The 24,909-nt window shown below is 34.2% G+C and carries 11 protein-coding genes; 8 read left to right on the plus strand and 3 right to left on the minus strand.

Features of this window, described 5'->3' with window-relative positions; translation table 11 throughout:
• Window positions 1–17: 17 nt before the first annotated feature.
• The 6 genes from ACTTBK_RS01420 (at window position 18) to ACTTBK_RS01445 (ending at window position 18,633) form a co-directional block, all read left to right on the plus strand.
• Window positions 18–281 carry a hypothetical protein gene (locus tag ACTTBK_RS01420; protein ID WP_440618262.1) on the plus strand — a complete coding sequence of 88 codons (264 nt, stop codon included), beginning with the start codon at window positions 18–20 and terminating at the stop codon, window positions 279–281.
• Window positions 282–14,018 (plus strand): VCBS domain-containing protein, encoded by a 13,737-nt coding sequence (locus tag ACTTBK_RS01425; protein ID WP_440618263.1) that lies wholly within the window; start codon window positions 282–284, stop codon window positions 14,016–14,018.
• 14 nt (window positions 14,019–14,032) lie between these two features.
• Window positions 14,033–14,746 carry an efflux RND transporter periplasmic adaptor subunit gene (locus ACTTBK_RS01430; RefSeq protein ID WP_440618264.1) on the plus strand — a complete coding sequence of 238 codons (714 nt, stop codon included), beginning with the start codon at window positions 14,033–14,035 and terminating at the stop codon, window positions 14,744–14,746.
• Window positions 14,743–16,077: an HlyD family efflux transporter periplasmic adaptor subunit gene (locus ACTTBK_RS01435; RefSeq protein WP_440618265.1), complete on the plus strand. Its 1,335-nt coding sequence runs from the start codon at window positions 14,743–14,745 to the stop codon at window positions 16,075–16,077. Before ACTTBK_RS01430 ends, ACTTBK_RS01435 begins: the two co-directional genes overlap by 4 nt.
• Window positions 16,074–18,176: a site-2 protease family protein gene (locus tag ACTTBK_RS01440; RefSeq protein ID WP_440618266.1), complete on the plus strand. Its 2,103-nt coding sequence runs from the start codon at window positions 16,074–16,076 to the stop codon at window positions 18,174–18,176. Before ACTTBK_RS01435 ends, ACTTBK_RS01440 begins: the two co-directional genes overlap by 4 nt.
• A gap of 127 nt (window positions 18,177–18,303) precedes the next feature.
• Complete coding sequence (locus ACTTBK_RS01445; RefSeq protein ID WP_440618267.1) at window positions 18,304–18,633, plus strand: hypothetical protein; 330 nt, start codon at window positions 18,304–18,306, stop codon at window positions 18,631–18,633.
• Here ACTTBK_RS01445 and ACTTBK_RS01450 read toward each other — a convergent pair.
• The 3 genes from ACTTBK_RS01450 to ACTTBK_RS01460 are packed head-to-tail and all read right to left on the minus strand — an operon-like array spanning window position 18,622 to window position 22,272.
• The gene (locus tag ACTTBK_RS01450) at window positions 18,622–19,626 is read right to left on the minus strand and encodes an Ldh family oxidoreductase (RefSeq protein ID WP_440618268.1); all 1,005 of its coding nucleotides are present in this window, start codon (window positions 19,624–19,626) and stop codon (window positions 18,622–18,624) included. The genes ACTTBK_RS01445 and ACTTBK_RS01450 overlap by 12 nt on opposite strands.
• Window positions 19,627–20,781 carry an epoxide hydrolase family protein gene (locus ACTTBK_RS01455; protein WP_440618269.1) on the minus strand — a complete coding sequence of 385 codons (1,155 nt, stop codon included), beginning with the start codon at window positions 20,779–20,781 and terminating at the stop codon, window positions 19,627–19,629. It lies immediately after the preceding gene.
• A 3-nt stretch (window positions 20,782–20,784) separates the two neighbouring features.
• Window positions 20,785–22,272, minus strand: a complete 1,488-nt coding sequence (locus ACTTBK_RS01460; RefSeq protein ID WP_440618270.1) for an aldehyde dehydrogenase — start codon at window positions 22,270–22,272, stop codon at window positions 20,785–20,787.
• 221 nt (window positions 22,273–22,493) lie between these two features.
• On the opposite strand from ACTTBK_RS01460, the gene ACTTBK_RS01465 reads away from it, so the two are divergent.
• Window positions 22,494–23,534, plus strand: a complete 1,041-nt coding sequence (locus ACTTBK_RS01465; protein ID WP_440618271.1) for a TRAP transporter substrate-binding protein — start codon at window positions 22,494–22,496, stop codon at window positions 23,532–23,534.
• Window positions 23,535–23,624: 90 nt separating this feature from the next.
• Window positions 23,625–24,908, plus strand: coding sequence for a TRAP transporter large permease (locus tag ACTTBK_RS01470; protein ID WP_440614215.1), 1,284 nt, complete (start codon window positions 23,625–23,627; stop codon window positions 24,906–24,908).
• Window position 24,909: the final 1 nt, after the last annotated feature.

The following is a 24,909-nucleotide window of genomic DNA, read 5'->3' on the forward strand; positions in this document are numbered from 1 at the left end:
ATAAGCAAGGTATAGGAATGACTGTTCGAGAGATTAAAAGACATAAATTAAAAAAACCTGCAATCAAAAAAGTTAAAAAGAATATCGAAATCAAAATAAATCCTGCAACTGGTAAAGCGCAAGGTTTTTTATTAAATAAACCAAAGTTCACACTTTCAAAATCTCCAAAAACAAAAGTGGGCCAAACAATTATGGGTAAAATTAGTATCATTAAAAAGAGAACTAATAACACTGTTGTAACCCCTGGAAAAAAAATATCTGGAAAATTGAAATCAAATTAAATGATTAAAAAACGTGAAAGGAAGCAAAAAATATTTATTGAAGCGCTAGAGCAACGGATAATGCTCGATGGTGCTGGAGCTGTAACTTTTTTAGATTTAATTGATGATCGTAACCAGCAAGAGATAAAAAAAAACTCTAAAATAATCGATACCTCAAAAGAAAATAATGAAGTGCCTTTTGCAAATGTAGCAAGAGATCAGTCAAGAAAAAGCGTGGTGTTTATTGATAGTGCGGTGCCTGATTATGAAACAATCATTAGTTCTTTTAAAGAAAACACAGAATTTTATTTAATCAATTCCAATGAAGATGGTTTTAAAAAGATAGATCAAATCCTAACAGATAGAAAAGAAATTGATGCTTTACACATCATTGGTCACGGTTCTGCTGGAGAAATATTATTTGGTAATGCATTTTTAAATAATGATACTATTGCTAATTATCAAGCAACTTTAGCATCCATTGGTCAATCATTAACAAGTAGTGGTGATATTTTATTTTATGGTTGTAATGTAGCAAGCACAGATCAAGGTGAACTTTTAATAAAGAAGATTTCAGAAATAACAAAAGCAGACATTGCAGCTTCAGATGATGTTACTGGTAAAGGTGGTGATTGGGTTTTAGAAAACAAATTCGGTATTGTTGAAACTAAAAATGTTCAAGTTTTAGATTACAATCATTCACTTGGATCATTGTCTACTGTGAGCAGTCCATCAGGTACTGGAATTACTCACAAAGATAATAACGTTACAATAATGGATCATACAACTAATAATCTCAACGTAGGTTTGGGGAGTGGCGGTGCTTATTCAACTATTGGAGCTAATTTTGGTATAGTTTTGGAGAGAGAAAATGTTTCTATATCTTCTGGTGATCATATTTCAGACGTTGATGTTGATACTAGTGACACTTTGGATGATCCTACTAGTTCACCAAATTCTGAAATACAAGGTGGAGCTGATCAGACAGCCTCCGAGGATATGACAGTTAATTCTTATCTTATGATGCATGTAAACGGCGCAGATAAAAATGCATTAAATGATGCTGGTGAGGTCGTGTTTGGTGGAGAAATAGTTGGTATTTTATTTGATCAAGCCCACACAAGAGCCCAAACTGTTGATGGTAATACATTTCATAGTAATAGTTTTATTTATAATTTTACAAATTCTGGTGGAAGTTCAAATGCGATAGATACTGATGGCGCAAGAATTATTGAAGGTAACGGTAGTACTCAAAACTTTTTTAATTCTTATAAAACCTCTATTTCCAGTACCCTTAGTAATGCAGATATGGAGTGGGTATCAGTTGGTAATCATGGTAGTGGAACAAACAATGTTTTGCAGTTTGGATCCGATAATGGTGCACTTAAACATGGAGACTATATAAGAATTCTTGTTAAGCAATCAAATTCAGCTCCAACAGCATCTGATGGTACTGTTTACATAAATGAAAATAACCAAGTTTCTTCTGCGGGAGATAGAACACCATCAAATATAACAAAAGTTTTTTCAGCAAGTGATTTTAATTTTTCTGACACAGATGGTGACAGTTTATCAAAAATTCAAATTACCTCATTAGAAAGTTCTGGTGATTTAGAATATTCAACCAATGGATCCACTTGGAGCGATGTTACTACAAATTTAGAGATTAGTGCTGCAAATTTAGGAAATGGATATTTAAGATTTACACCAGCTGCAAATTCAGAAAGTGATGTAACTTTTGGATTTAAAGTTCACGATGGTAACCAATACAGCTCATCAGCTTACACAATGACTATATCGGTTAACGCTGCACCAAATGTAACTGATACAACAGTTGCAGGAACAGTTTCAGCAGGAGCAACTACTTCAAGTGCAGATATTCATGATATTGTAGCTGATAGTGATGATAATGATAGTGTTTTAGTTGTAACAGGTGTTGCATCAGGAAATGAAAGCTCGAATAATACAATAATTACAAATAATACTGGGGTTGGCTCAGCAGTAACAGGTACTTACGGATCTTTAACAGTAGCTGCTAATGGAACTTATACCTATACAGCAAGTGCATCGAATAATATTTCTCACGGTTCAACAGCAACAGACACATTTACATTTACAACTCGTGATAACGAAACTAACTCTGGCTCTTTTGCTTACGATGTTGGTACAATTACTTTTACTGTTGCTTCTAGTAATAATGCACCTGTAGCAGTTAATGACACTGATAGCATTACCGAAGGTGCAACGGAAGACGTTAAATCTGATGGAAATCATCTATTAAACGATGATACAGATGCTGATAGTGATAGCTTAGTAGTGACACATATTAGATCAGGCTCAAATTCTGATCAAGCAGTTAGCTCAGGAACTAATTATAGTAACGGAACATCGATAACAACTTCTTATGGTACTTTAGTAGTTGGTGCAGATGGTACATATAGATATACAGCATCAGGATCAGCTTCAAATGCTTTGGCTGCTGGTGCTACTGCAACAGATACTTTTACTTACACAATATCAGATGGGAATGGTGGAACAGATACTGCAACATTAATTTATACAATTACGGGTGTTAACGACAATCCATCAGCAACAGCAGACACGGGTTATATTGCTGAAGATAGTACATTAACTGTTGCAGATGGAGCTTCGGCTAACGATGCTAACAGTGACGGTAATAACAATAGTTCCACAGGAGATCATACAGGTGATGTTTTAGGAAATGATACTGATGCAGATACAGCAAACACATTAACAATTACAAGTATTACCGCAACAACAGCGGGTGGAAGTGCGCAAACTACTTTTACAAGCAACACTGAAACAGTTACAGGATCTTATGGTACTCTAACAATTAACTCTAATGGTTCATACTCTTATGCAGCAACCTCGGACGCAGCAGATGCGCTTGATGCAGGTGATACAATAACTGATGTCTTTACTTATATAGTTTCTGATGGAACAGCAACAGCCACATCCACATTAACGATTACAATCGCAGGGATTAACGATGCACCAGTAGCTCAAGATGACGTTGGTGTTATAGTTGAAGGTGGAACTTTAACAGTTGCAAACAGTGCCAATGCTAATGTTTCAGGATCTTATGATGCAACAGGTGAAAATTCTGGGGATGTAATTGATACAAGTTCTGCATCACATTCAGACTCTGATGCAGATGCAAGCTCTTCCTTAACAGTTACTGCTATTCGAAAAGGACAAGAAGGTGGAAGTGGTGACTCTGGAACAGTTGGAGTTGCGCTTACGGGTACTTATGGCCAATTAACAATCGCAGCGGATGGATCTTATAGTTATATTGCAAACCAAAGTGCTGCAAACGCTTTAGCAGCAGGTGAAAGTGCTAATGATTATTTTACCTATACTGTCTCAGATGGTACTGCAACTGATACTGCACAAATCACAATAACTGTTCTTGGTTCAAATGATGCGCCTAGTGCAACAGCTGATACAGGTTATATCCAAGAAGGAAAAACATTAACTGTTGCAGACGGAGCTTCAGCTAACGATGCTGATAGTAGTTCTAATACAAATGATGCAACAGGAGATCATTCAGGTGATATTTCTGCAAATGATACTGATCCTGATACAAATGATACATTAACTATTACAACATACTCACACACAAGTTCTACGGGTCAAGGTGGAGCTGCTGGTGGATCAAATAGTAATAGTGGTACTGCAGGAACAGATAGTGTTGTGGGTGCTTATGGTACTTTAGATTTAGAAGCAAATGGTTCTTATACTTATACAGCAAACTCAGACATTACTGATTTAGAAACAGATGATGAAACATTTACAGATGTCTTTACTTACACACTTTCAGATGGAACAACTACTACTACTGCAACCATCACCATTACTATTGAAGCTTCAGGAGATGTAACTGCACAAAACGATACTGGTACTGTTAATGAAGATGCAACTCTAACAGTTTCTAATAGTGGTAATGCAACAAGTGTGGCTACAGCTACATTCAGTTCCTCAGATTCAAAATCTCTCAGTGGCCTATCAACCCGATCTTCTGGTGTAGTATTTAATGATGATGGAACCAAAGTGTATACCTCTGATGCTATTAATTCTAGAATATATGAATTCCCTCTATCAACTGCCTTTGATGTATCCACCGCAGGTAGTTCTTCTAATTTTAGCCATGGTACAATTGCGAATTCTGTATCGTTTAATAATGATGGAACAAAAATGTTTGTACTACAAGCTACTGGTCATGAACTTACCGCAGTATCAATTGTAAGAGAATACGGTCTTTCAACAGCATTTGATGTAACCACTGCAAATACTTATACAGCAGGTACCCTTACTACCCAAGATTCAGTTATGACCGGGTTAACTTTTAATAACGATGGAACCAAGATGTTCACCACTGGTCTCAATAATGATAGTGTATATGAATACGCCCTGAGTTCGGCTTTCGACGTTTCAACACTTTCATATACTGATAGTGTTAGTGTTTCATCTCAAGATACATCTCCACAAGAAATAAAATTTAATAACGATGGAACAAAAATGTATATCTCAGGTTCTGTAGGTAGTGAAATTCACGAATACACGTTGTCAATTGCTTTTGATATTTCATCTACCGTTACCTATAAAGGTGCTTATGATGTTGACCCTGCAGAGAGTCATACTGGGGCGGTGGGTTTTTCTTTTAATAATGATGGAACAATACTATTTACTACAGGTACTGCTAGCGCTAAAATTAACGAACATAATTTAACAACTCCTTTCAGCCTAGTGGATGTCTCTGGGGAAAATACTGGAGATGTTATTGATACAAGCTCAGGATCTAATTCAGATAGTGATGCTGATAGTGATACATTAACTATTACAGCCATTAGAACAGGTTCATCAGAGGGCAGTGGCACAGCAGGTACAGTTGGTGCTGCACTTACTGGTACATATGGTCAATTAACAATTAATGCTAATGGTTCTTATACTTATGTTGCCAATCAAGCAGCAGCTGATGCTTTAGATCCAGGTGATATTGTAACAGATACGTTCAATTACACAGTATCTGATGGAAATGGTGAAGATGATATTGCTGTTTTAACAATTACAGTTGTTGGTATTAATGATGCTCCAACTGCAGTAAATGATACTGACTCAGTTACAGCTGGAAACACAGTTACTGATACCACAAATAGTGCTGGAACTTTAGTTTCAGATGATACAGATCCTGATGCAAGTTCAAGCTTATACATTACACAAGTAACACCATCAGGAGGATCTGCATCCCAACTTACATACAACTCTACAAAAACTTCAAATGCTACAAATATTTCAGGATCTAAAGGTACTTTAACTATTGGATCAGATGGTAGTTATTCTTATGCTGCAAACTCTGATGCAACAACAGGAAATGATGTTTTCACCTATACTTTAACGGATGGAACATCCACAACGACAGCTACATTAACCATTTCAGTTACGGCTATCTCAAATAATGCACCAACAGCATCTAACTCAACTGTTTATATTAATGAAAATAACCAAGTATCCTCTGCAGGAGATAGAACACCATCAAATATCACAAAAATATTTGCAGCGAGTGATTTCAACTATTCAGACAGTGACAGTGATAGTTTGTCAAAAATTCAAATTACTACATTAGAAAGTGCAGGTGCATTAGAATATTCATCTGATGGATCAACATGGACTGATGTAACTTTAAACCAAGAAATTACAGCAACTGATATTGGTAACAATAAATTAAGATTTACACCAGCAGCAAATTCAGAAAGTGATGTAACTTTTGGATTTAAAGTTCACGATGGAACTGAGTACAGCTCATCAGCTTACACAATGACAGTATCTGTTAATGCTGCCCCTAATGTAACTGATACTACAGTTGCAGGAACTGTTGCTGCAGGAGCAACTACTTCAAGTGCAGATATTCATGATATTGTAGCTGATAGTGATGATAATGATAGTGTTTTAGTTGTAACAGGTGTTGCATCAGGAAATGAAAGCTCGAATAATACAATTATAACTGATGCAACAGGAGTTGGCTCAGCTGTATCAGGCACTTATGGTTCTTTAACAGTTGCTGCAGATGGAACTTATACATATACAGCAAGTGCAACTAATAGTATTGCATTTGGTGCAACTGCAACAGACACATTTACTTTTACAACACGTGATAATGAAACAAATTCAGGTTCATTTGCTTATGATGTTGGTACAATTACTTTTACAGTTGGAAGTTCAATTTCTTTAACAGATGACACTGATAGTGTTAATGAAGATGCAACTGTAACAAAAACAGGCTCACAAGATGATGTTTTAAATAATGATACAGCTGATAGTAATGGTTTAGTTGTAACACATATTAAAAAAGATGGTGGATCAAACTCAGCAGTTACAAGTAGTAGTACTTATAATTCAAATGGAACATCAGTTACAGGTACTTACGGTACTTTAACTATTGGTGCAGATGGATCTTATACTTACACAGCTGATCAAGCTGCAGCTGATGCGTTAGATGCAAGTGATCAAGTAACTGATGTTTTTGTTTACACAGCAGATGGCGATACAGCAAATTTAACTATCACAGTTACAGGTGTTAATGATGCACCAGTTGCTCAAGATGACGTTGGTGTAATTAGAGAGAATGCAACATTAACAGTTGCAAATAGTGCTAATGCAAATGTTTCAGGATCTTATGATGCAACAGGTGAACATTCAGGAGATGTAATTGATACAAGCTCAGCCTCACATACTGATAGTGATGCTGATGACAGTGCTTCTTTAACTATCACAGAAATTAGAACTGGAGCCACTGAAAACGCAGGTACAGCAGGTACAGTTGGTGCTGCTTTAACAGGAACTTATGGTCGATTAACAATTAATGCAAACGGCTCATACTCTTATGTAGCAGATCAAGCTGCTGCAGAAGCTTTAGATGATAGCGAGTCGGCAGTAGATAGTTTCAATTATACTTTATCAGATGGAACAGATACCGACTTTGGAGTAATTAGAATTACAGTCCTTGGTTCAAATGATGCGCCTACAGCTGTTAATGACACTGATACTGCAACAGAAGGATCAGTTACAACAGTAACAGGATCTGAAGATGATGTTTTAAACGATGACAGCGATGTTGATGTTGAAACAATTACAGTAACAAATATCTCTCACACTAATGGAAATTCTGGAAGTGTAACGGCGAGCACTACTTATTCTAATGGTCAATCTATTACAGGTACTTATGGTACTTTAGTAATTGGTGCAGATGGTTCTTATGAATTTACACCAAATGATGTTTTAGGTGCTAGTGAGACAGGTAATGATGTTTTCACTTACACAGTTTCTGATGGTACAGCAACTGATACAGCCACATTAACAATTACTACAACAGGTGCTAATGATACTCCAGTTGCTGATAATGAAACAGGTGCTGTAAATGAAGATGCAACTTTAACAGTTACAGATGGAACTTCAGATTTATTACATGGTGATACCGATGCTGATAGTAGTGACACATTAACTGTAACAACTTATTCTCATACATCAGCTACAGATCAAGATGGAGGAAGTGCATCAACTGGAAACGGCAATAGTAACACTGCTGGTAGCGGAGCTGTTGTTGGTTATTATGGTACTTTAACTCTAGCAGCAGACGGGACTTATACTTATGCTGCAGACCAAGATGTTGCAGATGCTCTTGATGCAAGTGATACAGCAACAGATGTATTCACTTATACTGTATCCGATGGTAATGGTGGAACTGATACCGCAACTCTTACAATTACAATAACAGGTGTTAATGATGATCCAGTTGCAAATGTTGACACAGGTGCAGTTAATGAAGATGCTACACTTACAGTATCAAGTGCTGCAAGTGGTGTTATTCAGGATAATGATACAGACGCTGACACAGATGATACTATTTCTTCATTAGGAATAACTACAATTACATTTAATGGTTCAGACTCGGCAGTAACTAGTGGAAGTACATATAATTCTGGGACACCAACTTCAGTTACAGGAACATATGGTACACTTACAATTGGTGCTGATGGTACTTATAGTTATATTGCAGATCAGTCAGCAGCTGATGATTTAGATGCAAGTGACACTGCAACAGATGTCTTTACTTACACACTATCCGATGGAACTGGCACAGATACAGCTACCCTAACAATTACAGTTACAGGAATAAATGACGCTCCAGTTGCAGTCAACGATACGGATGCAGTTAATGAAGATGCAACGGTTACTCAAAGTTCAGGTGCAGGATTATTAGTTGCTGATGACACTGATGCTGATGATAGTGCATCGTTAACTGTCACTCAAATTGCTGTTACCGGTGGATCTAATTCTGCTGTTAGTTCTGGAAGTTCATATAATTCTAGTGGAACATCAATAACAGGAACTTACGGTACGTTAACTGTAGGTGCAGATGGAACTTACACTTATGTTGCAGACCAAGCAGCAGCTGATGCTTTAGATGCAAGTGATACTGAAACTGATAGCTTTACTTATACAATGTCAGATGGCACAGCCACAGATACTGCTACATTGATTATAACTGTCACAGGTGTCAATGATGATCCAGTAGGTGTTGCAGATACAGATTCTGTTCAAGTAAGTAGTACTGTTACAGACACAACAAACAGTGCAGGTACTGTTATATCAGATGATACAGATGCAGACGATAGTTCTTCTTTAACTGTTACAGCCATTCAGCATAGTGGAGCAGGAAGTGCCACTTCTGTAACTGCTGGAACAACTAGAGCAGATGGTGCTTCAAGCGTTGGTACTTATGGTACTTTAACCATCGGTGCCGATGGTTCTTATTCTTATGTTGCAGGTTCAAGTGTTGGAACAGATGTATTTACTTACACAGTTTCTGATGGAACAGCTACAGTAACAACTACTTTAACTTTTACTGTTAGCAATGGAAATCCTCCAGTAGGTGTCAATGACACAGATAGTGTCAATGAAGATGCCACAGTTACTCAAAGTTCGGGGGCTAGTTTGTTAGTTGCAGATGATACTGATGCAGACGGCAACTCATTAACAGTTACACAAATTGCAGTTACAGGAGGATCCAATTCAGCTGTTTCTTCAGGTAGCACATATAATTCAAGTGGTACACAGGTTACAGGAACTTATGGTCAATTAACTGTAGGTGCTGATGGTTCTTACACATATACAGCTAACCAAAGTGCTGCGGATGATTTAGATGCAGGTGATACTGTTACTGATAGTTTTACTTACACAGTATCAGATGGAACTAACACAGATACAGCAACATTAATTATTACAGTAACAGGTATTAATGATGATCCAGTTGCAGTAAATGATACTGATGCAGTCAATGAAGATGCAACGGTTACACATTTAACAAATAGTGCAGGCACTTTAATTTCAGATGATACCGATGCAGATGATAGTGCCTCTTTAACAGTAACGCAAATTGCCGTTACAGGTGGATCTAATAGTTCAGTTGCAAGTTCAAGTTCTTATAATTCTAATGGTACTTCAATAACGGGAACATACGGTACTTTAACAGTGGGTGCAGATGGTACTTATAGTTATATTGCAGATCAGTCAGCAGCTGATGATTTAGATGCAAGTGATACGGCTACTGATAGCTTTACTTATACAATGTCAGATGGAACAGCTACAGACACTGCAACAATAATCATTACAGTGACAGGAATAAATGACGCTCCAGTTGCAGTCAACGATACAGATGCAGTTAATGAAGATGCAACAGTAACACAAAGTTCAGGTTCAAGTTTATTAATGGCTGATGATACAGATGCTGATGATGATGACAGCTTCACAGTTACACAAATTGCAGTAACCGGAGGTTCTAACAGTGCTGTAACAAGTGGTAGTTCTTATAATTCAAACGGAAAAACAGTTACAGGAACTTATGGTCAATTAACTGTTGGTGCAGATGGTACTTATACTTATGTAGCCAATCAAAGTGCAGCAGATGATTTAGATGCAGGTGATACTGTTACTGATAGTTTCACGTATACAATATCTGATGGTGATGCTACAGACACTGCAACATTGATTATTACAGTAACAGGGGTTAATGATGATCCAGTTGCGGATAATGAAACTGGTGCGGTTAATGAAGATGCAACACTAACAGTTACTGATGGGACTTCTGACTTGTTACATGGTGATACTGATGCAGATGATAGTGCATCGTTAACAATTTCGGCAATTAGAACTGGAGCTGAAGGAGCAAGTGGAACTGCTGGCTCAATTGGCTCAGGTTTAACAGGTACTTATGGAACTTTAACTGTAGCAGCAGATGGAACTTATACATACATTGCAGATCAAAGTGCTGCTGATGATTTAGATGCAGGTGATACTGCAACAGATGTATTTACATATACAGTATCAGATGGAACTGCAACCGATACAGCAACACTTACAATTACCATTACAGGTGTTAATGATGCTCCAGTTGCAGTCAACGATACGGGTGCAGTAAATGAAGATGCAACACTGACTGTTTCAAGTGCTGCTAGCGGAGTTGTTCAAGATAATGATACCGATCCTGATACAGATGATACTGCAGCATCACTTGTTGTTTCTCAAATAGCTGTAAGTGGCGGATCTAACTCAGCAGTAAATTCTGGGAGCACTTATAATTCTGGTACACCTACAACAGTTACTGGAACATATGGACAATTAACAATTGGTGCAGATGGTACCTATACTTATGTAGCCAATCAAAGTGCAGCTGATGATTTAGATGCTTCAGATACAGCAACTGATAGTTTCACGTATACAATATCTGATGGAACCGCGACAGACACTGCAACATTAATTATTACAGTAACAGGGGTTAATGATGTGCCAACTGCTTCGAATAAAACAGTAACTACAAATGAAGATACAGCTTATGTATTTTCAGCATCTGACTTTGGATATACAGATGCGGATGACGATGATGCTTTAGTAAGTATAAAAATTACTACACTAGAAGATGCGGGTGCTTTACAATATTATAATGGAAGTACTTGGGTAGATGTAACTTTAAATCAAGTTATAACAGCAACGGACATTGCTGCAAATAAATTGAGATTTAACCCAGCTGCAGATGAAAACGGATCTTCTTACACTACTTTTAATTTTACAGTAAGCGATGGGGATTCAGATAGTGCTACTCCAAACACAATTACTGTAAATGTTACTCCTGTTAATGATGCACCAGTAGCGGACAATGAAACAGGTGCAGTTAATGAAGATGCAACACTAACCGTTACAGATGGAACATCAGATGTTTTACATGGTGATACTGATGCTGACAGTGACACTTTAACAGTTACTTTAATTGGTATAGGCACAAACTCTGATCAAGCAGTTGCATCGTCAAGTACATATAATTCTAATGGAACAACTGTAACAGGTACATATGGACAATTAACAATTGGTGCAGATGGTACTTATACTTATGTAGCCAATCAATCTGCAGCAGATGATCTAGATGGATCAGATACAGCAACTGATACGTTTACATACACTGTTTCAGACGGTAATGGTGGAACTGATACTGCTACGTTAACCTTTACAGTTACAGGAGTTAATGATGTTCCAACAGCAGCAGATAACACAGTTACAACTACAGAAGATACTCCATATGTATTTAGCACATCTGACTTTGGTTATACCGATGCAGATGATGATGATGCATTGGTAAGTGTTAAAATTACAACTTTAGAAGATGACGGTGCGCTTCAATACTATAACGGTACAACTTGGACAGATGTAACCTTAAATCAAGTAATAACTACAACTGATATTTCAAATGGATATTTAAGATTAAATCCTGATGCAAATGACAATGGCTCTCCTTATACAACATTTGCTTTTACTGTTAATGATGGAGATGCAGATAGTGCTACTCCTAATACTATGATAATCAATGTGACATCAGCAAACGACGATCCAGTTGCAGATAATGAAAGCAATTCTGTTACAGAAGGTAATACTTTAACAGTCACAGATGGTAGTGATGATTTATTAGATGGGGATACTGATACAGAAGGTGATACTTTAACTGTTTCAGGTATTAGAACGGGTAGAGAAAGTGGCAGTGGTACATCAGGCACAATTGGATCTGCATTAACAGGAACTTATGGAACATTAACTGTCAATTCAGATGGAACGTATACTTACACACCTAATGATATTTTAGGAGCAGGTGACACAGGTAGAGAATATTTCACATACACAGTTTCAGATGGTAATGGAGGAACTGATACTGCAGAATTAGCATTTGTTGTAACTGGTATTAATGATGATCCAGTTGCTACGAATGATAGTAATACAATAGATATTTCAACAAGTTCAACTTTAACAGCAATTAATAATTCAATTAAAGATGTATTAACAAATGACAGTGATGTCGATGTCGGTGATACTTTAACTGTATCTGCAATTAGAACAGGTGCTACTGAAGGAGCAGGAACAGCTGGAACAATTGGTAGTGGTCTTGAGGGCACTTATGGAACATTAACTATGAATGCTAATGGTAGCTACACTTATGTGGTTAATGCTGGGCTTAAAGATACACTAGATCCTGGTCAAATTGTTTTTGAATATTTCAATTATACTTTGGCTGATGATAATTCGGGTACTGATACTGGCTCAATAATTGTTAAATTACAAAATGGTGGAGCAAAAGTTAATGAAATAAAAGAACAAAAAGCTGAAAAGAGAATTGAAAAAAAAATAAAGAAAGAATCTAAAGTTACAATCAGAAAACTAAAAGTAGAAGGTGATAACGAAGCAGAATTAAGTTTAAATAAATTTGAATTTGAAAAAACTATTAGAAAAACTTCATATTCACAAGGTTTAAAACTAGTAGATCTTGTTGCTGAAACCGAAAGTGTTCAATTATCAGATGGTGCGTTAGCAAAAGTTAACGCTAAAGAAAAATCAGATGCATTAAAACTTAACTTTAAGGTTATGAATGAAATTGATAACGAGATTATAAAGTTTGAAGGTAAAATGGCTGATGGTTCTGATTTACCAAGTTGGATCAAAGTTAATTCTAAAACAGGTAAAACCACAACAACTATTCCAGAAGGTGTAGATAAACTCGATATTATTATTATTGCAACCGATAAGAAAAATGAGACAAGAGAAATCACTATTGAAATTGATCCAGAGCAAATCAAAAGAGATAAACAAATTGTAAAAGTCGCTAAAAAAGTAAATGCATTAATTTCAGTTGGCTCAGATGGAAATATTAATTTAATTAGACAAAAAGCAGATGGCACAATTGATACTGTTCCTACACAAAACTTAAACTTTAATAATCAAAGAGATATCAAAGATATTATTGAAGCCTTCAAACCTGAGAGAATTTTCCAATTAAGAGCGATTAATAATGGAACAGACATAGCTATTAATCTTTCAACTGAGATTTTAGGAAGTTTTGAGAGAATAAAACTTGTTTTAAAAGATGGATCAGAAGTTCCAGAATGGTTAGAATATGATCAGGCAACAGGTGAAATTATAGCTGCAAATCCACCAGAAGATCTATCATTATTAGAATTAAAATTAATTATCGAAAGAGATGGTGAGATAATCGTTAAAGATTTAGAAATTGATTTAGGAAACACTGATGTCTCAGAGTTTATTGATCTTGAAGAAAAAAATAAGTTTGTTGCATTTAACGACCAATTAGAGAGAGAATTTAATGATTGGGATGATTATGGCAATAATTTCATTAATAGATTATAATTTTTACTAATTTCATGAAACGCTTATTCTATATATTATCTGTTTGCTTAATATTTCTAACACCTATTAGTGCTGAAGAAATGGAAGCAAGAGCTTTAGTAAATGCCACTGAAAAAGTATCGATATCTAGTGAAATAGCAGCAAGAGTAGAAAGTATAAATTTTTTTTTAGGGGATGCATTTAAAAAAGGAGATGTTCTTGTTAGCTTTGACTGTGAAATCTACAAAGCTCAAAGAGATGTGATTAAAGCAGAATATACAAGTGCTTCTATCCAATTAGAAAGTGACAAAGAATTATTAGACATGAGGTCAATTGGGAAACTACAATATCAATTAACAGTTTCAAATTATGAAAAGGCGAAAGCCGAATTAAATATTGCAAACTTAAATCTAGATCGTTGTGAAATTATTGCACCTTACGATGGCAAGGTGATGGATGTTTATACAAGTGTATTTTCGAGTATTGAACAACGACAACCCTTGATGGATATTGTTGGTGATGGTTTGCTAGAAGCCGAAATCGTAGTGCCTAGCAGTTGGTTGAAGTGGTTAAAAAAAGATCATGCTATAAAAATTATTATAGATGAGACAGGTGAAACTTTAGATGCAACAGTTATAAGTTTAGGTGCAGCTGTTGATGCTGCTAGCCAAACTATAGAACTTAAAGCCCAATTTAATAAAAAGTACAATAAATTAATTCCGGGTATGAGTGGGATTGTTAAGTTTTGAGTAAAGATAAAAACATTAAAGTTGCTCGTTTAATTGGTTTAGAAAAAAAAGCTAGAGAAGCAAGTTCTAAAGATGAATTATATTTTGTTATTGCAAACGAAACTAGACAAATCATTGATTACGTTAACTCATTTTTATTAATTAAAACACCTACAGATAAATTTATAATTAAAGCAACTTCAGATCTTGCAACAATAGATAGAACCTCACCTTTACTTACCTTTATAGAAAACTTCATTAATAATGACAAAACAATCGATACAAAAGAAATTCAAAACCTTGATGTTGAAAAAATAGCAAAAAACATAAAAGCTGAAAAACCAAAAAACCTTCCACAAAATATTGTGTTTATTCCAATTATTTCACCTCAAAAAGGGATGCAAGGCTATTTATTATTAGGAAGACAGAAACAATTTTCTGATAGTGATACTGAACTGTTAAGGCATTTATCCATGTCTTATGGTCATGCCTTTAATTCTTTTTTAAAAGATATTTCAATTAATAATTATTTTAAAAAATATTTTACGGGAAAAAAATCCTGGAAGATTTATTTATCAATATTCATTATACTTTTTTTACCATTAAGATTAACAAGTACAGCTCCAGTTGAAGTTGTTGCTAAAAAGCCAAAACTAGTAACAGCTCCTTTTGATGGTGTTGTAAAAGAGATCGTTGTAAATAATAATGATAAAGTAAAATTTGGTGACCTATTAATATTGCTTGAAGATATTGAACTTAATAATAACTACAATCTAGCAAAACAATCTTTGCAAGTTACTCAAAAGGAATTGCTTAGAAGTAGACAGTCTTCATTTTCAAACAATGAGGAAAAAGCAAGATTAGCAGAGCTAGTTGCACAAGTAGAATTAAAGAAAGCAGAGGTTGCGTCTGCTGAAGAAAAATTAAAAAACACTAAATTATTTGCCAAACAAAAAGGTATTGCAATTGTTGATCAAAAAAATGATTGGCAAGGAAGACCTGTTAAAGTAGGTGAAAAAATAATGACAGTTGCAAACCCTGATGAAGTTGAATTTTTAATTTGGTTGCCGGTAAAAGATAGCTTGGTTATAAAAGAAAATTCAAAAGTAAAAGTATTTTTAGATGTAAATCCAATTAGTTCGTTAAAGGGAAAATTATTAAGAGCATCTTATGCTCCATCATTGTCACCTGAGGAAGTTTTATCTTACAAGATAGGAGCAAGTTTTGATGGTAAGAAACCTCCTAGAATAGGATTTAGAGGTACTGCAAAAGTTTATGGATCAAGAGTGCCATTATTTTACTTTGTATTAAGAAAACCAATTACATTCATGAGACAATATATTGGAATATGATAGTTCCATATTTAAGACAAGACTTAGAGATTTTCAGAGGAAACAGTAGAGAAGATGGTTTGCCTGCTTGGCTTTTATATGATGCTGTAAGAAACAAATATTTCTCACTTGGTTTGACTGCATTTAAATTGATTAAAAATTGGAAGGGTGGAGAAGATATTAAAAATTTCGAAAAGAAAATTAACTCATCAGGAATTGCTACTAGTGAGGAAGAGATTAAAAGTTTTATAAATTTTCTACATCAAAACAATTTAATTATTCAACCAACTGGTCAAAATATAGCTTATTTAATGCAACAGAAAAACAGCATGAAAAAAAGCTGGTTGATGTATGCAATACATAGTTATCTTTTTTTTAAAATTCCATTATTTAAACCTGATGACTGGCTTTCCAAAACTTTAAAATATGTAAAGCATTTTGCTTCAAAAAAATTTAGAAACTTAGTTTATCTTTTTGGCTTCATTGGATTATTTTTAGTTTTTCAACAACTTGAAACGTTTAAGAGTACGTTTTTATATTTTTTTTCCTTTCAAGGTTTAATGTTGTATTTTTTGACCTTAGTTTTTGTAAAGTGTCTTCATGAATTAGGACACGCCTATATTGCCAAACATTATGGATGTAGAGTATCAGCAATTGGAATAGCATTTTTAGTATTCTTTCCTTTTTTATATACAGATACAACAGATGCTTGGAGACTTCGAAATCACAAAGAAAGATTATTAATTAACTTTGGTGGAATACTAACTGAATTACACTTGGCTATCATAGCAACTTTTCTTTGGGCAGTATTGCCAGACGGGGGATTTAAAAGTGTAGCATTTTTTATAGCAACAACATCTTGGATTTCCTCATTAACAATTAATGTAAGCCCGTTTATGAGGTTCGATGGTTATTATGTGTTCTCAGACTGGTTGAAGGCTGAAAATTTACAACCAAGATCATTTGCACTTGCAAGATGGAAGATAAGAGAAAGTTTATTTGGATTAAATCATCCACCACCAGAAGAAATCAATCCATCGAGAAGATGGACGTTTATAGTATATGCTTGGGCAACTTGGGTTTATAGATTTTTCTTATTTCTTGGGATTGCTTTGTTAGTTTATCATTTTGCTTTTAAAATATTGGGTATCATATTATTTGTAATTGAAATTCATTGGTTCATTTTACTGCCAATTATTCGAGAGATTAAAAATTGGTACAAATTAAAATCTGAAATTAAATTTAATAAGCAAACCACAAGAACTTTAATAATCCTTTTGTCATTTTTTATGATTTTGTTTTTACCTTGGAAGTCTTCTTTAAAAATTCCAGCTGTATATGTTTCTGAGCAATATTCAAAAGTGTATGCGCCTTATCCATCAAAAATTAAAAAAATTCTAGTAAATAAAGATAATGCGGTAGAGAAGGGACAAGAATTGATAGAACTTTATTCACCTGATTTAGATAGAGAAATTTTTTCAATTAGTAGAAAAATTCAATTAACAAAAACAAAGATCAATAGATTGAGTAAATCTGCAGGAAATATGGATCAATTTTTAACATTACAACAAAGTTTAATTGCTCTTCAAACAGAAATGACTGGTTTAACAAGAATTAAAAATAAGCTTATTATTAAAGCGCCGATCAAAGGAAAAATAAAAGATTTTTATGATCTTTCCGAAGGTATGTGGGTTAGTAATTTTGATCAGTTACTAGAAATTGTTCATTATGGAACAGGTAAAGTCAGAGGATTTATTAAAGAAGAACAAATTGAAAGATTTTTAAAGAAAAACCCTGCAGTATTTATTCCCAATGATGGTATTCATGATAAAGTTTATTTAGTTTCAAAATCTTTAGATCTATCAGCTATTACCAATCTTCCTTATATCTCTTTAAGTTCAGCTCACGATGGACCAGTTGCCGTAAGAAATTTTACAGGAGGAAAATTTCAATATAGACCTGAAACCGCACACTATATTGCAGAATTTGATCTTGCTAAAAAAAGTGAAATTCAATTTGAATTACCAGGCTATGTTCACATTAAAGGCAGCAGATATAGTCCGTTTGCAAATTTAACTAAAGGTGTGATTGCTATAATTGTAAGAGAAAGTGGATTTTAAATTAATTTAGTTTTGATCCTTTTTTTTAATTAATTTAATATAAGTTTTATCAAAAAACTCATTTTGGGCATCTCTAATATGTAAAAATTAAATTACTAATGATTATATAACATTGTTTTTAAAAATTATGAGTACAGAAAACTTAAATAGTACATCTGTTGAAATTGAGAATCTCTCTCAAATTACCGAAGCTCCACAAAGAGTAACTGAAGCTTCACAAAGAGTAAATGTGGATGTTCTAAAGCAAAGACTTCTTGAAGAGAAAAAAAAAGAAATTGAGAACTTCTCTCAAATTACTGAAGCTCCACAAAGAGTAACTGAAGCTCCACAAAGAGTAAATGTGGATGTTCTAAAGCAAAGACTTCTTGAAGAGAAAAAAAAGGAAAAAGTTAAAAGAACAATTATTGTTTCTTCTGTAGTTGCTTCTTTATTAGTTTTAACTTCTTTAACTTATTAAAGTTTCTAAATCTTTTTTAATAATATCTGGAATGTTGATTTCTTTTTTTAGATTTTGTTTGTAACGATTAAACTTGTTTTGTCCTGGATACATTATTTCTTTAACACCTTTAATCTTAGGAAGTTTTTTAATTGTTTTAATATTGTCTTTAATTCTTTGATTATAATTTTTTTGAAATAAGTTTGCTTTAAACGTTATAAACAAATGTCCTATATTTTGTGGTCCTGAAAAATCGTCAAAAGGATCTTTAACCCGACCTGCATGATTTCCTCCAGTTAATACTCCACTTAAAATATCAACCATCCAAGCAAGACCAGAACCTCTAAAACCTGCAATAGGTAATTGAACTCCCGCTAATGCTTTTTTTGCATCAGTAGTTGGTTTTCCAAATTTATCTAAGGCTACACCAGCTGGAATTGTTTGATTGTTTCTTGCAGCAACTCTAATTTTACCTCTGTTAATCATTGAGATTGATGTATCTAAAATAAATGGAATTTTAGAGCCAGTAGGGGTTCCAAAACAAATTGGATTAGTTCCAAATAAAGTTTTTAATGCACCGTGAGGAGCAACTGCTGGAGGAGCATTTGTATAAATCATTGCTATTAAATTTTTCTTAACTGCTTGTTCTGCGTAATAACCTGATAAACCATAGTGACCACTATTTTTTACTGCAACCATACCTATTCCAGTTTTTTGTGCATGTTTAATTGCAGTTTTAATTCCAAGATCAGCAGCTACAAATCCAATACTGTTATTTGCATCAATATGAGAAATAGAAGATGAAATTTTTTTAATTTTTATTTTTGGTTTTGGATTAATTACTTTTTTAGAAATTCGATCACAATACATTTTAAGTCTTGATAAACCATGACCATATGCACCAACTAATTCTGCATTAATTAAAGCATTAGCTGATATTAAAGCATGATCTTTATTTAAACCAAATTTCTGAAAAATCTTAATTACTTGTTTTTTTAATAGGGGTGTTTTCACTTATTTGAATATTTTTAAATCTTCGTTAAAAAAATTTTTAATATCATTAATTAATAAATTTGGAACCTCTAAAGCTGCAAAATGACCACCTTTAGGAAATTTTTTCCATCTTTTAATATTAAAAATTCTGTTCACATAAGATTTTGGAGGCCATTCTAGCATTTCTTTTGGAAATTCTGCTATTGCTGTTGGAACTTTTATTTTTTTGAAATCTTTTGGAAAAGACCTGCCACCTTCTTTTCTTCTTCCAAAATAAATCCAAGCAGCAGTATTAAAACTATTTGTAATTGTATAGATCATTATGTTTGATATTAATTCATCATTTGAAAATGTTTTTTCTATCTTACCTTTATTTAGGTGGGACCAACCATGAAACTTTTCTAAAATCCATGCTGCTGTTCCAACCGGACTATCTATCATTGCATAAGACAAACTTTGGGGTTTAGTTGCTTGTTGAGTTCTGTAGCCTTCCTGCATTATTTGATCAAAATTGAATTTTTTTTCCCATTTTTTCTCTTTATTATTTCTTGGTCCTTTTGGATGTCTAATTGGTAAACAATTAATATGAATTCCCTTACAATTTTTTGCACTATCAAGACCAATCCATGCAGCAATAGTAGCTCCCCAATCTCCACCTTGTACAATATAACTTTTATGACCTAAATTTTTGACCATAAATTTATTTAAAATTTTTCCAATCCTTCTTGGACCTAAAGCTTTTTTAATTGGAGTTGAAAATCCAAATCCAGGTAAAGAGGGCACAATGACATCAAAACCATCTTCAATTTTTCCACCAAATTTTTCTGGATGAGCAAGCTTTGGAATGATATCAAAAAACTCAATTACACTACCTGGCCAACCGTGCAAAAGTAACAAGGGTCTTGATTTAGGATTTTTACTTTTTTCAACAATAAAATGTAGATTTATACCATCCACATTAGTCTTGTAGTTTTTAAAAGAATTAATTTTGTTTTCAAATTTCTTCCAATTATATTTTGAAACCCAATATTGAGAGATTTTTTTTAAATAATTATAATTGGTTCCATACTCCCAACCATTTACATTTTGCATCATCTTCCATGGATAGGCTCTTACTTTTTTATAAATAGTATTAAGCGTGCTTTTAGGCACACTTATTTTGTATGGTTTGATCATCAATTAGTTATGACTTATCCAAATAGTTTTCGTTTGTAGAAATGAATTTAAAGCTTCAGTACCTTGATCTCTACTTAATGAGCCTGATTGCTTATATCCCCCAAAAGGTGTTTTGATATCTCCCTCAGAAAAAGTATTCACTGACACAGTTCCACAAGGCAAACTTTTAGCTAAATGAAATGCTCTGTTTATGTCTTGTGTAAACACACTCGCATGTAATCCATATTTAGAATTACTTGCAATTTTCAAAGCTTCTTCATCATTTTTTACAGTTAACACTCCAAGCACTGGTCCAAAAATTTCTTCTTGAGCGATAGTCATATTTTCCTTCAATCCATCAAATAAAGTTGGTTTTGCATAAAAACCTTTTTGATTTTTGCTTGAAACACCTCCGGATAAAAGTTTTGCCCCTTCATCAATACCTGTTTGAATATATCCATCAACAGTTTGCAAATGACCTTTAGAAATCATAGATCCCATATTTGATTTAAGATCTAATGGATCTCCAACTTTTAACTTTTTAACTTTTTTAATAACTTTATGTAAAAATTCATCTTTAACTTTTTTATGAACTATCTGTCTCATATTTGCTGAACAGTTTTGTCCGCCATTCCAAAATGCTGAATTCATAGCATTATCTATTAAATCATCATTAATTTTAGCATCTTCTAATACTATAAATGGACTTTTTCCTCCCATCTCTAATGCAACAGGTTTTAAATTACTTTCACTTGCATATTTTAAAAAGTATCCTCCAACCTCAGTTGAACCTGTAAATGAAACTGCATCAACATCTTTGTGACGACCCAAAGCTTCACCAACATCACCATAACCTGGAAGCACATTTAAAACTCCATCCGGTACACCAGCTTCTTTTGCAATTTGAGCAACTCTAATAGCTGTGAGTGGTGTATCCTCCGCTGGTTTAATTATTACTGAACAACCAGCTGCAAGTGCTGGAGCCATTTTCCATACCGCCATCATTAAAGGAAAATTCCAAGGAACAATTCCAGCAACAACACCAATTGGCTCTTTAACAATTAGACTAGTGATAGATGGCTCTGTTGGACCAACTTTTCCAAAAACTTTGTCAATTAATTCTCCATACCACTGAAAATGCATTGGAGCATCATTTGCAACTTCATTAATACAATCAGCAATAAGTTTACCTGTGTCTATACATTCTAAAACTGAATTTTCATCTCCATGTTTTCTAAGTAATTCAGCAAATTTTAATAAAACTTCTTTCCTGTGTTCTGGAGAACTTTTAGACCAAACTCCACTGTTAAAAGCTTTTCTTGAAACTTTAACTGCTAGATCAACATCTTTATGATTACATTTTGCAACAGCACAAAGTTTTTTACCAGTTGCAGGATTTATTGTTTCAAATTTTTTTCCATCAATAGCATTTACATATTTTCCATTAATAAATGCTCTTCCTTCAAATTTAATTTTACTGGCTATTACTTTATATTTGTTACCTGAGCTCATAAATTTTTCCTATATTGAATTTATTTTATTAATTAAATTTAATCTAAGATTCCTAAAGATTAAAAATAGATTTACAAAAACATTAATCATACAATTCAAAACTGCATCATTATAAAATAATTTTATAATAACTACTTTTTTTCTATACTTCTAACTTAAAGTTAATTAGGCTTCAATTAATTTAAATTGATAATTTAATTAACTAAAGGGAGATAAATAAAATGTTTATTAAAACAATAAGCAAGACGCTTATCAAAGTTGCTGCAATTATTTTCTTTGCACAAGCTGCTTATGCTGAAGTAACTCTTAAGCTTGGAACCACTGGTAGATTGGGTATGCCAATTGGTGACGCAATCGATCAGGCTTTAATACCAGCTATGGAGAAAGCATCAGGAGGTAAAATGAAAATTGAACCTCATTATCAAAGAAGCTTATGCGCAGAACAAAAATGTGGTGAACAAGCTAACCAAGGGCTTATAGCTTTGTGGACTAGTTCTACTGCAAACTACGGTAACTTTGGTCCTGAATTAGCTATTTTCGATTTGCCTTTTATTTTCAAATCATTAGAGGATGCTAAAAGAATATCAGATGAATGGTTAGCTGAAAGACAGTGTAAACTAGCTCTTGAAAATGCTGGTCATATTTGCCTTTCTGTATATTCAAGTGGAGGATTTAGACAACTTGGAAATGCAACTAAACCAGTTCGTGAACCGGATGACATGAAGGGACTTAAATGGAGAACTACTAAAAGTCCTGTTGAGTTCATGCTAGTTAAAAATTGGGGTGCAACACCAACACCTTATGACTGGAGTCAATTATATCAAGGTCTTCAATCAGGTGTAGTTGAAGGTCAGTATGTTGCTAGTCCATGGCAGCATGTAGCAAAACTTCATGAAGTTGCAAAATATTTCACTGAGATCGGAGGAATGTGGTCTGGAAATATTTTAGCGATGGATGCTAAACAGTACAATGCATTGTCTGACCAACAAAGAAAATGGTTACACGAGGCAGCTGATGCTTATGGAGAAAAAGTAAACGAGTTGGATAACGCTTGGATTAAAAATGGTGAAGATGCAATTAAAGCATCTGCTAAAGAGTGGTATGTTCCAACAGAAGCAGAAATGACTAAGTGGAGAGCTGGTGCAATCGGTGCTTGGTTAGATGCTAAGGGTACTTTTGAACCAGAAGTAGCTAAAAGAGTACTTCTTGAACAAGGTATGGATGGATTTGTAGCTCAGTTGGAAGCAGCTGGAGCTCTATAATTCATTAATTAAAACTTTGTGAAGACCATTTAGTTCTATTTTAGAATTAGATGGTCTTTACCTAAAAAAAATCATAACTTATAAATATCTATGGAAAGTATTATTTTACTTGTCGTACTCCTTTTGCTAATTTTATTAGGAGCTCCAATTGGCTTTATATTAATACTGATACCATTTGTTTATATTCTATTAACAGATGCCGTTCCTCTCGTTTTAATTCCCAGTCAAATGTTTACCGCTATAGACTCGGTTCCATTGACTGCCATTGCATTCTTTATGTTAACAGGTGAGTTGATGACAAGCGCAACAATTACTGACCGTTTAGTTGCTTTAAGTAGAGCATTAATTGGTCGTATAAGAGGAGGGTTGGCTCAAGTTAATGTTCTTGTGAGTATGTTTTTTGCAGGCATGAATGGTTCTGTTGTAGCAGATACAGCAACCGTTGGAGCCTTAGTTTTACCAGCTATGAAGAAAGCAGGTTATCCTGCAGCATTTTCAGCTGCGGTTACAGGTGTAAGTTCTACAATAGGAGGAATTATTCCACCTAGCATCATGATGATCGTTCTTGCTAACGCAACTGAAATTTCAATTGCATCTTTATTCGCAGCTGGGATTGTTCCAGGAATTTTGATTGGTGTTGTTATAATGGTAATCAATCATTACTTTGCAGTTAAATATAATTTCGAGCGTAGTGATCAGCCGTTCTCAGTTCGTCGAGCTGGTAAAGAATTGTATCGTTCTTCATTTGCTCTTTTAATACCTTTAGTATTAGTAGGTTCAGTGATGGGAGGTGTCGCATCGGTTGTTGAGGCAGGTGCTATAACTGCTTTAGTTGCATTGTTTACTGGCGTATTTGTTTACCGAACTATCAAATGGAAAGATTGCACAGGTGCTTTTCGTAGAGCGTTCCGTAATTCAGCAATGGTTTTTATAATCATAGCTGCCTCAGGTCCTTTTAGTTGGTTACTTACTTCTCTTGGAGCTATTGGTGACCTTGAAACTTGGCTTTTAGGTTTAGCGGACTCTCCAATATTATTTGTTTTAGCATTAATATTATTTATTTTTCTTCTTGGAACCGTAATGGACTCAGCAGTAAACATTATCATTGTTGGTCCAGTGCTTGTGAATGTTATGTCTCAAGCAGGTTTTCCTGAGGTACAAGCTGCAATCGTTGTAATAGTAGGATTTTTAATTGGATCAGTTACACCACCAGTTGGCGTTGCTTACTTTACATCTGCAACAATAGCTCAAGTGCGTTTGGAAAAAGTAGCTGTTGCTTTAATTCCTTACCTAGTTGGACTTTTTTTACTTTTATTTTTTATATTAGTTGTTCCAGAATTAACAATGTTTCTTCCTAATCTATTGAGTAATTAGT

Source organism: Candidatus Pelagibacter sp. HIMB1493 (genome assembly GCF_052047995.1).
GTDB lineage: Bacteria > Pseudomonadota > Alphaproteobacteria > Pelagibacterales > Pelagibacteraceae > Pelagibacter.

Coding starts and splice junctions, on each gene's coding strand:
- ACTTBK_RS01420 (WP_440618262.1), top strand. CDS start 18: ATGACTGTTCGAGAGATTAAAAGACATAAATTAAAAAAACCTGCAATC.
- ACTTBK_RS01425 (WP_440618263.1), top strand. CDS start 282: ATGATTAAAAAACGTGAAAGGAAGCAAAAAATATTTATTGAAGCGCTA.
- ACTTBK_RS01430 (WP_440618264.1), top strand. CDS start 14,033: ATGAAACGCTTATTCTATATATTATCTGTTTGCTTAATATTTCTAACA.
- ACTTBK_RS01440 (WP_440618266.1), top strand. CDS start 16,074: ATGATAGTTCCATATTTAAGACAAGACTTAGAGATTTTCAGAGGAAAC.
- ACTTBK_RS01445 (WP_440618267.1), top strand. CDS start 18,304: ATGAGTACAGAAAACTTAAATAGTACATCTGTTGAAATTGAGAATCTC.
- ACTTBK_RS01455 (WP_440618269.1), bottom strand. CDS start 20,781: ATGATCAAACCATACAAAATAAGTGTGCCTAAAAGCACGCTTAATACT.
- ACTTBK_RS01460 (WP_440618270.1), bottom strand. CDS start 22,272: ATGAGCTCAGGTAACAAATATAAAGTAATAGCCAGTAAAATTAAATTT.
- ACTTBK_RS01465 (WP_440618271.1), top strand. CDS start 22,494: ATGTTTATTAAAACAATAAGCAAGACGCTTATCAAAGTTGCTGCAATT.
- ACTTBK_RS01470 (WP_440614215.1), top strand. CDS start 23,625: ATGGAAAGTATTATTTTACTTGTCGTACTCCTTTTGCTAATTTTATTA.